The sequence below is a fragment of the Streptomyces sp. NPDC002138 genome (assembly GCF_040296485.1).
In the GTDB taxonomy this organism is placed as follows: domain Bacteria; phylum Actinomycetota; class Actinomycetes; order Streptomycetales; family Streptomycetaceae; genus Streptomyces.
Map to the genome: position 1 here is coordinate 89,490 of NZ_JBEOXE010000019.1, position 14,344 is coordinate 103,833.

13 protein-coding genes, 1 tRNA gene and 1 pseudogene are annotated in these 14,344 nt (G+C 70.8%); 7 read left to right on the plus strand and 8 right to left on the minus strand.

Features of this window, described 5'->3' with window-relative positions:
* The 6 genes from ABT084_RS15215 to ABT084_RS15240 form a co-directional block, all read left to right on the plus strand.
* Positions 1-1,620 (plus strand): D-alanyl-D-alanine carboxypeptidase family protein (locus ABT084_RS15215; protein ID WP_502968937.1); only part of this gene is annotated, 1,620 nt, incomplete at its 5' end.
* Positions 1,621-1,711: 91 nt separating this feature from the next.
* The gene (locus ABT084_RS15220) at positions 1,712-3,775 is read left to right on the plus strand and encodes a DUF8823 domain-containing protein (protein WP_351043007.1); all 2,064 of its coding nucleotides are present in this window, start codon (positions 1,712-1,714) and stop codon (positions 3,773-3,775) included.
* A gap of 209 nt (positions 3,776-3,984) precedes the next feature.
* Positions 3,985-4,191, plus strand: a complete 207-nt coding sequence (locus ABT084_RS15225; protein WP_351043010.1) for a hypothetical protein — start codon at positions 3,985-3,987, stop codon at positions 4,189-4,191.
* Between the two features lie 224 nt (positions 4,192-4,415).
* Positions 4,416-5,093: a hypothetical protein gene (locus ABT084_RS15230; RefSeq protein ID WP_351043013.1), complete on the plus strand. Its 678-nt coding sequence runs from the start codon at positions 4,416-4,418 to the stop codon at positions 5,091-5,093.
* Between the two features lie 47 nt (positions 5,094-5,140).
* Positions 5,141-5,839, plus strand: a complete 699-nt coding sequence (locus ABT084_RS15235) for a sortase domain-containing protein (RefSeq protein ID WP_351043016.1) — start codon at positions 5,141-5,143, stop codon at positions 5,837-5,839.
* Between the two features lie 142 nt (positions 5,840-5,981).
* A complete protein-coding gene (locus tag ABT084_RS15240; protein ID WP_351043019.1) occupies positions 5,982-7,313 on the plus strand; it encodes an ATP-binding protein in 1,332 nt (443 codons plus the stop codon).
* Between the two features lie 89 nt (positions 7,314-7,402).
* On the opposite strand, the gene ABT084_RS15245 is transcribed toward ABT084_RS15240, so the two are convergent.
* From ABT084_RS15245 to ABT084_RS15265, 5 genes are all read right to left on the minus strand, one after another.
* Positions 7,403-7,475 (minus strand) — tRNA-Arg (locus ABT084_RS15245).
* Between the two features lie 122 nt (positions 7,476-7,597).
* Positions 7,598-9,169 carry a hypothetical protein gene (locus tag ABT084_RS15250; RefSeq protein ID WP_351043022.1) on the minus strand — a complete coding sequence of 524 codons (1,572 nt, stop codon included), beginning with the start codon at positions 9,167-9,169 and terminating at the stop codon, positions 7,598-7,600.
* On the minus strand, positions 9,159-10,094 hold the full coding sequence (locus ABT084_RS15255) for a site-specific integrase (RefSeq protein WP_351043024.1): 936 nt from the start codon (positions 10,092-10,094) through the stop codon (positions 9,159-9,161). Before ABT084_RS15255 ends, ABT084_RS15250 begins: the two co-directional genes overlap by 11 nt.
* A gap of 363 nt (positions 10,095-10,457) precedes the next feature.
* The gene (locus ABT084_RS15260) at positions 10,458-11,096 is read right to left on the minus strand and encodes a helix-turn-helix domain-containing protein (RefSeq protein ID WP_351043027.1); all 639 of its coding nucleotides are present in this window, start codon (positions 11,094-11,096) and stop codon (positions 10,458-10,460) included.
* 310 nt (positions 11,097-11,406) lie between these two features.
* Positions 11,407-11,601, minus strand: coding sequence for a type IV toxin-antitoxin system AbiEi family antitoxin domain-containing protein (locus ABT084_RS15265; RefSeq protein ID WP_351043080.1), 195 nt, complete (start codon positions 11,599-11,601; stop codon positions 11,407-11,409).
* A gap of 723 nt (positions 11,602-12,324) precedes the next feature.
* Between ABT084_RS15265 and ABT084_RS15270 the strand changes: the two genes are divergently transcribed.
* A complete protein-coding gene (locus ABT084_RS15270; protein ID WP_351043030.1) occupies positions 12,325-12,672 on the plus strand; it encodes a helix-turn-helix domain-containing protein in 348 nt (115 codons plus the stop codon).
* 587 nt (positions 12,673-13,259) lie between these two features.
* Here the strand turns inward: ABT084_RS15270 and ABT084_RS15275 are convergent.
* The 3 genes and pseudogenes from ABT084_RS15275 to ABT084_RS15285 all read right to left on the minus strand — a co-directional run.
* Positions 13,260-13,727 (minus strand): annotated as a pseudogene (locus ABT084_RS15275) (MFS transporter); the annotation flags it as partial.
* On the minus strand, positions 13,679-13,972 hold the full coding sequence (locus ABT084_RS38025) for a DUF5958 family protein (RefSeq protein WP_502968940.1): 294 nt from the start codon (positions 13,970-13,972) through the stop codon (positions 13,679-13,681). The gene ABT084_RS38025 and the pseudogene ABT084_RS15275, both read right to left, overlap by 49 nt.
* A gap of 93 nt (positions 13,973-14,065) precedes the next feature.
* Positions 14,066-14,344: a hypothetical protein gene (locus ABT084_RS15285; protein WP_351043032.1), complete on the minus strand. Its 279-nt coding sequence runs from the start codon at positions 14,342-14,344 to the stop codon at positions 14,066-14,068.

A 14,344-nucleotide genomic window follows, 5' to 3' on the forward strand; every position in this document is an offset into this window, starting at 1 on the left:
GCGGCCAAGCGGCCCACCGGCTCCGGTCCGGCTGACGCGGCCAAGCGGCCCACCGGCTCCGGTCCTGCCGACGGGGCCAAGGCGGGTTCCGGTGTGGGCGGAGTCGGCGGGCGGCCCAGCGGTTCCGGTGCCGCGGGGGACAAGGTGGCGGGGCGGGGCGATGCCGCCGAGCGGGCCAGTACCTTCGTGCCGCTGCGCGGCGAGGGGGCTCCTGCCAAGGCCGAGCCCAAGGCCACCCCGCCCCCGGCGCCGAAGGCGCCCACGGCGCCCACGGCGAACAAGCCCCCCACCACCTACACCGGCTCCGAGCGGACCACGCAGCAGCCCCTGCCGCCGCGGCCCCCGCTCGACATGCTCGCCGAGCTGACCAACAACCCGCCCCCGCCGCCGAGCCCCATCCGCACCACCGTGCGCCGGGTCAAGATCTACGCCCCTCTGCTCGCGCTGCTGGCGGTCATCCTGGGCATCGTCCAGCTGGTGCGCCCGCTGCCCGCGCCGACGCTGAAGATGACGGCGAAGGCCTCGTACGCCTTCGAGGGCGACAAGCCCGCGCTCCCGTGGCCCAGCGAGGGCCAGGCGTACATGGCCGCGGCGGGCCTCGGCACGCTCGGCTCGTCCGGCGAGATGAAGCCCGTACCGATCGCCAGCGTCACCAAGTCGATGACGGCGTACATCATCCTGCGCGACCACCCCTTCAAGAAGGGGGAAAAGGGCCAGATGATCGACATCGACAAGACCGCCGAGACCGAGGGCAAGAAGAACAACTCCACGGACAACGAGTCCACCCTCGATACGGTCGTGGAGGGCCAGAAGATCTCGGAGTACGACGCGATCGCGGCCCTCATGATCCCCTCGGCCAACAACATCGCGCGGCTCCTCGCCCGCTGGGACTCCGGCAGCCAGGAGGCGTTCGTCGCGAAGATGAACGCCACCGCCAAGGAACTCGGCATGACCAACACGACGTACACGGACCCCTCGGGTCTGGACGCGACCACGGTCAGCACCGCCGAGGACCAGGTCAAGCTGGGTCTCAAGATCGTCGAGATGGACGCCCTGCTCGACATCACGCGCAAGCCCAGCTGGGTCGACCCGTCGGGCAAGACGTGGCCCAACTGGAACCGCCTGGTTCCGCTGAACGACTCGCTCGGCATCAAGACCGGTACGACGACGAAGGCGGGCGGAAACCTCCTCTTCGCCGCCCAGAAGAAGGTCGGCAACACCAACCAGCTGATCGTCGGCGCCGTCCTCGGGCAGCACAAGCCGCCGATCATCGACACGGTGGTCGCGGCGAGCAAGCAGCTGATGATCGCCACGCAGAAGTCGCTGCAGGGTGCGACGGTCGTGAAGAAGGGCGATGTCGTCGGGTACGTCGACGACGGGCTCGGCGGCCAGGCCCCGGTCGTCGCCACCGCCGACGTCCAGGCGGTCGGGTGGTCGGGCCTCACGGTCACCGTCAAGCTGAGTGACGGCGGCACGAAGATCCCGGGGACGGCGAAGGCCGGCACCCAGGTGGGAGTGCTGACCGTCGGCGAGGGCGCGAGCCAGGTGAAGGTGCCGGTCGCGCTCCAGCGCGAGCTGGCCGCGCCGGGCATCGGCAGCAAGCTGACGCGGGTCGGCTGACAGCAGGCGCGAGACGGTGCACGGCGCCCCGGGCAACCCCGGGGCGCCGGGTCGCGTCTTGGCTCCGGGACGGATGTTGGGGAGTGCGGCAGTGACCACCGCTGAGCAGGGTCGGAAGCAGGAGCGGGCGCGCACGCGGACGCGGCACGACGACCGGGACGCGGGCGCCGCCGGAGGCGACTCCGGACGCGACTCCGCAGGCGACTCCGCAGGCGACTCCGGAGAGACCGGCATAGCGACCGGTGGCCCGGGCCCGAGCCCGAGCCCATGCCCGAGCCCGGACGCCCCCGCGCACCCGGACGCATCCGCGCCCACACCCCCACCCACGCCCCCGCACGGGCAGCCGCACGGGCAGCCGCACGGCTTCCGGCACGCGCTCCGGCTCCGCTGCCGCGCCGCGCTCGCCTTCGGCCACCGTCACCCGATCGGCGTGACGACCGCCCTCGCGGCGCTCGTCCACGTCGCCTGGTTCTTCAGCTTCGCGAACAGCGGCGGCGACCTCGCCGCCCAGGACGCCTGGGCCGAGTTCGTCGGCCGGCACCCGGATTCCGCGTACAACCTCGCCTGGTACGGCGGCATGCACCCGGTGTCCTACAGCGTCGTCTCGCCGTACCTCATGCACGTCCTCGGTGTCCGCACGACGATGATGATCGCCGGAACCGTCTCCGCCGCCCTCCTCGCGCTGATCCTGACCCGCTGCCGGGGCGCCGTCCGGCAGCCGCTGTGGCCCGCGCTCGCCGGCGTGTACGGGCTGTTCTGCAACGCCGTGTCCGGCCGGGTGACCTTCGGACTCGGGGCCATGTTCGCGCTCGGCGCCGTCGCGGTGGCCTTCTGCTGGCCGCGCAAATGGGCCGGGCGGCGCTGGGCCAAGGGGGCCGCCGCCGCCGTACTGGCCGCCGTCGCGACCGCCTCCAGCCCCGTCGCGGGGCTCTTCCTCGGGGTGATCGCAGCCGCGCTGTTCCTGAGCGGGCGGCGCCCGGGTGCGTACGCCATCGGGCTGCCTCCGGTGGCCGTGGTCGGGCTGTCGGCGTGGCTCTTCCCGTTCTCCGGGACGCAGCCGATGGGGCTGGGCTCGGCCTGGCTGCCGTTCCTGTTCGGGGTGCTGGTCGCGGTGCTCGTACCGAAGGGGTGGAAGACGGTCCGGATCGCCGCGGCCGTCTACGCCTTCGGGGTCTTCCTGACCTGGGCGATCGATTCACAGGTCGGCTCGAACGTCACCCGCCTCGCGATGCTCTTCGCCGGGGCCGTCCTGGTCGCGGCCCTCCCGCACGCGCTGCCGCGCTCCCGCCGCTGGTACGCGTTGGTGCTGGCCATCGTCGGTGTGGCTTCGTGGATAACCGTCAACAGCGTGCAGGACATGGTCCGCACCACCCCCGTGGCCGCCTGGAACCGCGAGCTGGCCCCGCTGATCGACCAGCTCCAGAAGGTGGGCGCGGACCGCGGCCGGGTCGAGGTGGTCCCGGTCAGCAGCCACCGCGAATCCTCGGCCATCCCCTCGTACGTGAACCTGGCGCGCGGCTGGAACCGGCAGGCCGACCTGGAACGCAACCCGCTCTTCTACGACGACACGCTGACCGCCGGTTCCTACCGCGCCTGGCTGGACCGCTGGGCCGTGCACTACGTGGTCCTGCCCGCCGACAAACCCGACAAGGGCGGCGAGGCCGAGGCGAAGCTGGTGCGCGCCGGCCTGCCGTACCTCCAGCAGGTCTGGGGCGACGCGAACTGGCAGCTCTTCAAGGTCGACCGGCCGACCGCGCTGGTGTCCGGTCCGGCGACGGTGGTCCGCGCGGGCGCGGACGAGCTGGTGGTCGACGTACGGCAGTCCGGCCGGGTGCTGGTGCGGATCCCCCACTCGCCGTGGCTGGGCCTGGTCGACGCCGAGGGCAAGCCGGTGGCGCCGCCGCAGGAGACGGAGGCCTCGAAGGCCCGGGGCGCGGCCACGCCCAAGGGGGCGGCGAAGGCGGCGAAGGAGTTCGCGAACACGGCCGGCTGCCTGTTCAAGTCGGAGCCGGACGGTGTGGGCGACGTCTGGACGGAGCTGCTGGTCCCGACGGCGGGGGAGTACCGGGTGGCGGCGAAGTACCAGCTGCCGCGCGGGACCCCGTGCCCGGAGGAGCTGGTCCGCGAGGCGGTGGGGGCGCCGGAGCTTCCGTGAGGGAGCGGGGCGGAAGGGCGGCGGGGGCGGCGGCTCGGTGGGGGCCGCTCGGTGGGGGCCGCTCGGCGGGGGCCGCTCGGCGGGGGCGGCTCCGCCGGGGTGCGTTCATCCTCATATCTGCATACCATCCCCATAGGTCTAAAAGGTCTAAAGGGTCTAAAAGCTCTCATGAGTCCGATTGGGTGCTTCCCGAAGGAGTTGACGACGGGATGAGCAAAGAGCAGAAGCGGCAGGACTTCCGTACGGCGGTCGCCAAGGCGCTGGAGATGCCCCAGGAGCCGAAGGGCCCGGGCCACGGGTACGAGGGTGGACTGCGGAGCAAGGTGAAGGGCGGAGCGCACACGAAGGCGGCTCTGAAGCGGTCGGGGACGCCACAGGGCGACCGGATCGGAGAGCGCAGCAGGGGCCTCAGCTGACGGAGTCGAGGTCTCGAGGTCAGGCAGAGGGCGCGTAACGGTCCTCGGAAGCCCTCCCGGCGGCGGCCGGGAGGGCTTCGTGGGTCTCGGTAACGCCTTCGCGCGGACGTGTCCGGCCAACTGTTACGTCACCGAGGGATTACCAGAACATGACCCTCGTAACGTCTCATGTGTCGCCGGGACCACGCAGAACGCGGGGCGGCGCCGAGACGAGGGGAACACTCATGCGCGCCACCTTCCGAACCGCAGCCGTAGCCGCTGGAGCCGCCGGAGCCGTCGTCGCGCTGGCTCTCCCGGCGGGCGCGGCCTTCGCCGCCGGCACCCCCGCGCCGCACCCCACCGCCACGGGCGCGGCGCGCGAGTCAGCCCGTGTGTTCGTCCGCGCGTACGAGAATGTCGGCGGCTCCGGCTTCGACGCCCGCGTCTACAAGATCAAGAACGGCTACGAGGCCGATCTGTTCCGCGGCGGCGACGGCGGGGCCGTATGGCACACGATGAAGACGTACGGCAAGAAGTCCGACGTCGCCCGGCACGACGGCGCCCGCTTCGTCCTCAACACCGACGGCACGCTGAAGGCCTGGACCGGGACGGTCCGGCCCGCCACCCCGCCGAAGAAGACCGAGCCGCAGAAGACCGACCCGAAGACCGAGCCGCAGAAGACCGACCCGAAGACGGCCGAGCCGCAGAAGACCGGCCCGGCGAGCGTCACCCCGGCGACGGACGGCACCAAGAAGGTCACGCCGATCGTGCCGAGGGGCGGGGTCAAGGCCGGCGCCGAAGGGGTCGTCGGATACACGGGCGGCAGCAGCGTCCCGCTGATCGCCGGCAGCGCGGGCATCGCCGCCGTCGGCGCCGCGGGCCTCGGCTTCGCCATGCTGCGCCGCGGCCGCTCCGACCGCTGACCGGCCCCGCCCACCGCCGTCACCCCCGCCCGCCCGGAGAACCCGCCATGACCCGCACCAGTACGAGCACGAGTACGAGCACCGGCCGCTCCCGCTCCCGCACCCGCTCCCGCTCCCGCATCCGCCCCCGCCGAGCCCTCGCCACCGCGGCCCTGGCGCTCGCCGCTGCGGGCGCCGTGACGGCCTGCGGAGCGGGTTTCGGAGCCGGGTCCGGGGCCGCGCTCCCGCCGGACCCGAAGGTCGGCAGCACGGTGGCGGCCGCCGACCCGGTGGCCAAGGTGGCGCACGCGCTCCCGAAGTCCCGGCCCACCGGTATGAAGATCGACGCGGCCGGGGTGGACGCGAAGCGGATGGTCGGCCTCACGGTGGACGCGGCGGGCGAGCTGGGCGTGCCCGACGCCGAGACGGAGGCCGATACCCCCGGGTGGTGGACGGGCGGGGTGACCCCGGGTGAGCGGGGGGTCTCCGTACTCGTGGCGCACTTCGACACGAAGTTCGGGCCGGCGCTGATGAAGGACGTCAAGAAGATCAAGCTCGGCGACCTGGTCGAGGTGCCGCGCGAGGACGGGAAGACGGCCACGTTCAAGATCCGCGAGATCGAGGACGTCAACAAGAAGGACTTCCCGACGGACAAGGTCTACGGCGCCACGGACCGCCCGGAGCTGCGCCTGCTGACCTGCGGCGGCGAGATCAAGGACGGGCACCGCACCAACAACGTCATCTTCTACGGCGACCTCGTGGCGTGACCCATTACCGTGATCCGACGGGGAACGGCGCACCCGAGCCGCTCCCCGGCCCCGGGGTGTCACCGGACACCCCGGACATCCGCATCCACGCCTGCCGGGACGGCCGGGTCCTGAGGAACATGAACACTTGCGAGCGCCGCCGATGACGAATCGGTTCCGCACCTCGCGGCGCACCCCGCCGCGCACCGCACCGCGGACCCCGCGCCGCACGCCCTTCCGCTTCCCGGCGTGGACGGCGACGCTCACGTGGAAGGCGGCGGTCTTCATCACCCTCATGTGCTGCGGGCTGGCCGCCCTCCTCGGCGGGCTCGTGCACAGCGCCATGACCAACCAGACCATCGCGACCGCCCGGGAGAAGGCCCTCGACCGCCTCGACCGGGTCACGGAGGCGTACGAGACCGGCACCCGCACCCCGCGCGGCGAAGGCCTCGACCCCAGGGCCCTGCCCGCCGAGCTGCGGGCGCACGCGGCGGGAGGCCGGCGCGGCACCCGCGTCGGCGTACTCCGCGACAAGCCGGTCATGTGGGCGGCCGGTCCCGCCGACCGCGACGGCGTGATCGCCGCCGCCGTCGACTACAGCGCCAGCGAGAAGACCATCGCCGACCTCGACCGGGCCATCCTCGGCTCCGCGGTCCTGGCCATCGGCGGCACCCTCCTCATGGGCGCCATCGGTGTCACCCGCATCACCCGCCGACTCCACCAGACGGCCCAGGTCGCCCGCCGGATCAGCGCGGGCGACCTGGACGCGCGGGTCGACGACTCGGCGGGGACGCGGGACGAGGTGGCCGCCGTGTCCGACGCCCTGGACATCATGGCGGCCTCCCTCCAGCGCAAGCTCGAAGCGGAACGCCGCTTCACCGCCGACGTCGCCCACGAACTGCGCACCCCGCTGACCGGCCTCAACGCCGCCGCCGAACTCCTCCCGCCGGGCCGCCCCGCCGAACTCGTGCGGGACCGGGTGCAGGCCATGCGCGCCCTGACCGAGGACCTGCTGGAGATATCCCGCCTGGACACCCGCAGCGAGCGCCCGGAGCTGGATTCGTACGACCTCGCGGAACTGGCGGCCCGTACGATCCGGGCCTCGGGCACGGACACCCGCCTGGACGTGATCACCTCCCACGTCGTGGAGACCGACCACCGCCGGGTCGAGCGCATCCTGGGCAATCTGATCGCCAACGCCCACAAACACGGCGCGGCGCCCGTCACGGTCACGGTGAACGGCGCCACGGTGACGGTGACGGACGCGGGCCCCGGCTACCCGGAGTACCTGCTGACGAGCGGCCCGCAGCGGTTCCGCACGGAGGGCATGAACAAGGGCCACGGCCTGGGCCTGACCATCGCGGCGGGCCAGGCCCGCGCCCTCTCGGCCACCCTGGCCTTCACGAACCGCCCCCAGGGCGGCGCCGAAGCCCGCGTCACCCTGACCCCGCCCCCGCCCCCACCGGGCCCCTCGACTCCGGGCCCCCACGCCTGAACCCCGGGCAACGCGAAGGCCCCCCGGCCGTGCTCGGCCGGGGGGCCTTCGTCGTACGTCCCGCTCGGCACCAAAAAGCGCCGTTCACGTGCCCTCGGCAGGATTCGAACCTGCGACACCGGCTTTAGGAGAGCCGTGCTCTATCCCCTGAGCTACGAAGGCGGGCCTTGAGCGAAACGTGGCCGAATACTCTGCGTGAATCTTCGGCTGACCACTGCAAGGTCCTGGGTTGCCACGAGGGCAACCCAGGGACAGCGTAGCGGATCAGGACGGGGCGCTGGGGCTCAGTTCTTCGGGGGCCGGATGCCGCCTTCTGAGGTCTCGGCGTCCGCGTCGGCGTAGGTGGGATCTTCCCGGTAGCGGGCTGCGCTGGTGGCGTTCTGGGCGAGGAGGAAGCCGAGGATGACCAGGCTTTGGGCGTCGGCACCGAAGGCGATCATGCGGCGGTTCCAGAGGGAGCGGTCGAGCTGGGAGAAGCCGGCTTCGGTGTCTTCTCGGCCGCCGTAGAGGGTCTGGTGGGTGCCGGTGGCGTCGGGGATTTGGAGGAGGTGTTCGGCGCGGTGGAATCCGGTCTCGGTGTCGCTCTGCCCGTCCTCGCGTTCTCCGGGGGTGGTGGTGATGCCGACGGGCTCGCGGTGTTCGTGGGCTCCGCGGGCACAGGGGACGGCGAGCAGGTGGTACCAGCGGTGGGTGTTCGGGCTGCTGCGGCGTTCGAGCTTGCGGATGGGCAGCGGTAGGAGGGTGGCCGTGCCGGTGTCGAGGAAGACGCGTTCGTGGGCGCGTCCCTTCTTGGACCACAGTCCGTGGCGGCAGCGCCCGTAGTCGAGGGTGCGCAGGTATCGGGGTTTGGCTCCCTTGTGCTGCTTGTTGATGAGGAGCTTGCCGCGGCGGGCGATGACGTCGCGGTGCATGCCGCGGAAGGCCCCGTCGTAGAGGACGCCCATGCAGCCCTCCGCGGCGTCGAGGATGGCGCAGGCGAGTTTGAGGGCTACTGCGGCTTCGCCGCCCTCTTGGTCGTGGGGAACGTGGCTGTAGCGCAGGAAGACACGACGGAAGTAGCCGCGGTGACGGGTGGAGAACACGACGAACTTGCTGCCCAGGACCATCGTGCCGTCCGAGTCCCTGTTGTCCTTCGGGTCCTTGGCCTTTGGGCCGGTAGTCGCGTCTCGCGTTGCCGCTGCGCCGCTCTCGTCTTCCTCGTCCCTCTTGCCGCCGCCCTCCTTCTGCCAGGCGGCGGCGGGGTCGACGCGGTGGCTGCGGCGCACGCCGTTCTCGTCGACGCTGTAGGGAACGGTGGAGAGGGTGGGAGATTTGGCCACGGTGCCGTCGCCGGCGATGAGTTGATGGCGGCCCGGGTTGCTCCAGGAGCGGCGTTCCTCGGGAGGCAGGAGCCCTTGGCGGAGGGCTTGGGCGAGGGCGAGTTCCGCGAACGTCTCGGAGAGTTCGTTCAGGTGGGGGATCAGGAGGGTGCCTTGAGCGTGCTGCCACTGGTGGCGGGTGGGTCCGACCTCGGGCAGGCTGCGCGCCTCGTCGCTGCCGAGGTGGTGGGCTACGCCCTTGCGGATCTCCTCCCAGACGGCCTGGTCGCGAAGTTCTCCGGCGCAGTAGCGGGCAGAGCCGTGGATTCCGCGCAGGGCGAGGAAGAGGAGGTAGACGTACGGCGGGAACGCGCGAGGGCGCCCCACACGGGGACCGCCGGTGCTGTCGATGGCGGCGGTGAGCCGGTAGACGTCCTCGAAGAAGGCGACGTCCTTGATGCGGTGGGAGACGGTACGGATGTCGGACTCCAGGGCCCGGCGCGCGGCCTTCTTGCGGATGTTGCGCGGGGCGGGGTCACCGAAGAGGTCATCGGGCATGGCGTCCGGCCTCCCTTTCTGCGGTCGGGGTCTGCCAGTGGTGCCCGATGAGGGCGGCGGTGCTGTCGAGGGAGGCCATGCCGAGGTGCCGGGCTGCGGCCTCGATGCGGCCGGTGCGTGTGAAGGTCGCCCAGCCTGCGTAGGCGGTGATGGAGGCGGGGCGTACTGCCTGATCGGCGGCGAGCCCGATCCGTTTGAGGAGGTCCCGCAGCGCGACGCACACTCTCGCCTGGACCTGCTCGTCCGATCCGGCCCGGCCAGAGACCGCGAACGGGGTCTGCCCGTATGCGGTGGCGCGCTCCAAGTACCGGTTACGGGCGCCCAGTACGCGAAGGCCCCAGGTGTCCAAGGGGCACCAGCGGGGGAGGGTCTTGGTCGAGCCGTGCATCCATACGCGGTGGCCGCCGAGATCGATGTCGGCGGGGCGGATGTGGCCGATCTCGCCGCTGAATCCCCCTGCCAGGGCGAGAGCGGCCGCGGCGGCGTGGCGGGTAGGGCGCTCGACGAACTCGGCCGCCCGGCGCAGGGCAACGGTCTCGTCGTCGTTCAGGGGGCGGGTGGAACCCTTGACCCGTGGTGGCAGATCGATGTGCCAGGTCGGGTCGGTCTCGATGAGCTGGAGCTCGCGGGCGGTGGTGAAGCACATCCGCAGCACGCTGCGCCGGAGGTGGCGGGTGGCGGCCGTGGCGGGTGCGACGTGTCCGTGTCGGGTGCGGCCGTGGGCGTCGATGAACGCGGCGGCCAACGACTCGCCGACGGCACGGAACTCCAGCACCCCATGGGCGGTCGCGTAGTGCTCGAACCGGTTCAGGAGTTGGCTGAAGCGGCCGAAGGTCTGCTCCGACATCTCACCTTGGGCGACCAGGTCCTGCCAGGCATCCAGGACGCGAGCCAGGCAGACGGGGAGGGAGGTCTCACCGGCCATGGAGTGCGGCCAACGCGGCAAGACGGAATGCGGCTGGGGTTTCGGACACGGGACGGCCTCCACATGATTGGTGCGAACATGCACCACCGTGGGGAGGGGCGGGCGGGTCCGCAACAGGAGGGCGCCGCAGGAGTGAGTGCTACGGCCGTGCGGCCGAAGAACTGATGCGTGATCGGCGCGCTGGGCGTACTGGTGTGGTGCGCATGCCTACTGGTTCCTCTCGGTCGATGGGTGCCATGCTGGTCGGCATGGGTGGATGGCGAGGGGATCGAACCCTCCGCGTGCGGGTCCAGAGTCCAGACGCGGACACCAGCCGCCACCCCGGCGGCGCCGGGCCGGCCTCGTGCCGGTCCGGCGCTTCCTTCAGGCGGCGGGCGCGAGGGCGCCGCGCAGGGTTTGCAGGACGCCTTCGAGGAAGGCGACGTAGCGCGCGTCAGGCAGTTCCTGGATCTCGCGCAGGGTCAGGCCGAGCAGGAACGCGGGGCCGGGCTCTTCAGCTTCTGTTTCGGGTTCGGTTCGGGGTGGCTCCGCTGAGCCGGGTTGCGAGGCCTGGCCGGGAAGGTGGATGTGCAGGCGGTCGTCGCGCTCGACGGCCAAGCCGATGACCAGCCACTCCACGAGGTACACGCCCCGCATGGGATTGCGGCTCAACCCGGTGCGCAAGAGGCGCGCCAGCTCTTCTTGGGGCCGCGCTCCGTCGGACAGGCACTTGGCCGCGGCTGCGGCGGACCAGTGGGCCTGCATGAGCGGGCGGAGCACGAGCCGGGCCTGGGCGGTATCCCGCGGCCACGCCTCGGCGAACGCCCGGCCCTGATGGGTGAGCGTGTACTTGCCGCGTCCCGGCTCGGTCAGCCCGACTTCGCCCAGGAACGCCATGCTCTCGCTCACCGTGTCCGGACTCTTCCCGATGCGTGCCGCCACGGCCGCGCGGGTGACCTCGGCGCCCTCGGTCCTGAGTTCGGCGAGGGCGACGACGAGCCGGATCTGCTGGGCTGGACTCATGCGGACGGTGGGCAGGGCCCGGTGGGGTGATTGTGCCCTGCCGCCATCGCCGGGTTGCGGGGCATCCGCCGGTGCGCCGGAAGGCGGCCAGCTCGTACTGGAATCGGCATGGGAAAACATAGACATGGTGAGCCCCAATCTCGGCCGCTCAGGGCCGAATTCTCGCAGAGCTCTCGCATCGTCTGGAGTTGGCCCCTAGAATGGCCGTGATACGTGAGCCCAAAAGAACGCGTGTCCACGTGCCGCCGATTGGTTCCGACGCCTCGGCGGCACTCGCGCGTATAAACGCCTATGCGCTTAAAGATTTTCTCTACGCATCATCTCCTCGGGTGGTGGAGGGAATCTCGTAGACGCCGCGGTCGAGCCGGGCCAGCATGCCCGCCTTCACCAGGCGGGTGAGTTCCGGCCCGATGCCGGTCCTCGCGATGTCCGGGCGTGTGCGGACAAGGTGCTCGACGATCTCCCTGCGGGTGAGGCGGTGCCTGCTGCCGGCGAGGGCGATCAGCTCGTCCCCAAGGGTTCGCTTCCCGCCCTCGGGGCCGGTCGGGCGGGGTCGCGATCACAGGCTTGCCGCTGTGCCGCGTGCGGCAACAGCTCTTCAGCGGCCAGCGCAACCCGCTGTGAGATCGCGGCGCGGGCGTGCGCGGACTCGAAGTCCGAGCGGGCGGACGCCAGCTCACGCTCGGCCCGTGCGAGGCGGTCCTTCACCACCGTGAGCCGGGCTTCGTCGTCGACGGCCAGACGCCTCAGCTGGTCAAGGACACCCTGTGCCCGACGTGTACGCATGAAACACCTCCCCGCAATTCCCGTGACCGGGATTTCCATTGAGCGTATCGACTGCCCTATCGCCCCGGTAGGGCATCTCTGCAATTCCCTCACGCGAAGCTGCAGTCGGACGTGCGGAAAGAAATCGAACGAGTGCGGGAAGTCATGGCCTGGGCTTCGCTGGAATGTGATGTTTCACAAAGTCGCCCCTTTCCTGGCCTGCGCATTCTTTCCGAGTCCTCAGCTACCCAGAGTCAGTGCGGCAAGCACGTGCGCAGTGGGGGCGCACGGGAGTGAAATGGAGAGGGTGGCGCCCCGCCGGAGTCGATGTGCTGTCGGGCGGCGATGAGCATCGCTCACCCTGCGCGTCGCAGCGTTTCGAGACGCGCAGGGTGAGAGGCTTATGGCGGGGCATGTATGCACCATTTTTGATCCATTCCGTTAGGTGGGGAGGAGAGCGTCGATGGGTGCATGGGATGATCCGGGCATGCCCCGGAGCAGTAACGACAAGGTGCCGCACACGTATGTCGTCGACGGCGCCTGGCCGCACGCCGCTCTCTCCCCTGACGCCCCCGTCAGCGCTCATTACGCGCAGGCCTTGGCACGCAACCTCGAGCGCGCTCTTGCTGCCAGTGGACAGAGCCTGCGAACGCTGGCAGAGGCCACTGGGATCAATCACACGACGATCGGCCGCGTCCTGAGCGGCAAAGTGCTGCCCGATGCCGGAACCCTGGCGCGCCTGGAGGTTGCGCTCGGTTTCCAGATCTGGCCCGGCCTCGCCGCGTTGCCGTCCACTCCCCCCGTGGAGTAGGTCCTGTCCCATGGTCGGACCCCGCCCGGCCCACTCGGCGCGCGGTGCGCCGCGCTCCGGTCTACGGTCATCGCTATGGGCATGTATGCACCGATGGTGCGGCGTGACGTGTTCCTCGCGTGCTTCGATCCATTTCACCGAGTGGCGTTGGTTCGGCCCGGCCCTGCGGGTACGAACAGATCCTGGACCCTGCCCGCGGTGCAGCGACGTAAGGGCGAGCGGCATGCGGGGGCGGCTCGGCGGCTCGCGGCCGCCATGGCACCGCCTGGAGCGTCGCTTCGGGCGTGTTGCAGGAAGGGTAGATGCCGCGCGATCTGTCGGTGCCCATCACCCGTCTCGAGGGGTTGCCAGTGTCTCCACCGCGCACGTGAGTCCAGCCTCCGCCCTGCTTCCGGCACCAGGTGGGGCAGACCTTTGCTGGCTCCCGTATGTCCAAGTCGCCGCTGCCGTAGAGCACTTGGGCATTCCAGACCTGGGTGCATTCCTCGAGGGCTATGTGGACGGCTGGATCCCGGACGGGTGGATCACTCTGTGCTGAGGAGCGGTAATCTGCCGCGCCGTTCGCGGAGTTCGGCTGGGCGGCGCAGTCACTGACGTCGTGATGCGACCAGGGCGAGGCACGCGGCCACGACCGAGATCGAGGCCAGGGCCGCGAAGAGCCCGGGATAGCCGCCGAGTGGGCCCGCGAGGGCGGCGCCGGCCTAGGGAGCCGAGGCTGCCGCGATGTGGGCCGGTGCGCTGAGGAGTCCGGAGAGGCGGCCGTAGTGCGTGGTGCCCCAGCGGTCCGCGACGGCGGTGGCCTGCAGGAGGGTGAGGTTGCCGCAGACGGCTCCCGCGAGGATCGCGAGGGTGATCAGCAGTGGCATCGGGCCCGGGATGAAGGCAAGTGATGCCGTGGTCGCGCCGCCTAGTGCGATGAGGGTGGCGGTGCGGACCGTGACGGACGTACGGGTTGCGAGGGCTGCGTAGAGGGTGCGGCCGAGGGTCTGATCGGCGCCGCCAAGTCCTAGAGCCCAGGCGGTCTGTGTCGGAGTGGCGCCGCGTTCGGTGATGAGGACGAGGGCTTGGGTCCAGGCGGCGACGGCTTCATCGGCACGGGCCTGGGCGGCGAGGCTGTTGCCAAGGTCGGCCTGGGTGAGGGCGTGGACGCGATTGTTACAAACAGCCTGGGCCACCAGTGAGCGCATCCGCCGGAGCAGAAGTGCTCGTGGCGCCGTTCGTCGGCGATCGCGAGTACCGAGATGAGCAGCCGGAACGCCTTGCGGCGTTCGGCGAGCGTGAGAGAGGAGATCTTTCCCAGTTACTGGTCGGTGCTCACCGACTGGTTACAAACGGCGCCCCACACCCTTGGAGGCAGGTGTGGGGCGTCGTTTTTGGCGCGGGTTGAGCTTCCTTAGAACAGGCCGCGCTCCGCGAAGTCGTCGACTTCATCCCACGTGAGAATCGAACACTCACCTGTACTCAGGTCGACGGCAATCGGCAGGTTTCCTGCCAGCCGCATGTCGTCCTTCCCACGGTCCAGGTAGTCAGCGTGGTCGTACGGGACGATGAGCCGTCCCTGCTCGACGAAGCAAGCTTCCGGGATGATCCGCACGTCTGAGGAGTCCCAGGACTTGCTGTCCTTGGCCAGGAAGTCCGACGCTGCCACGAGGGCTTCTTCAATGCTGACCAT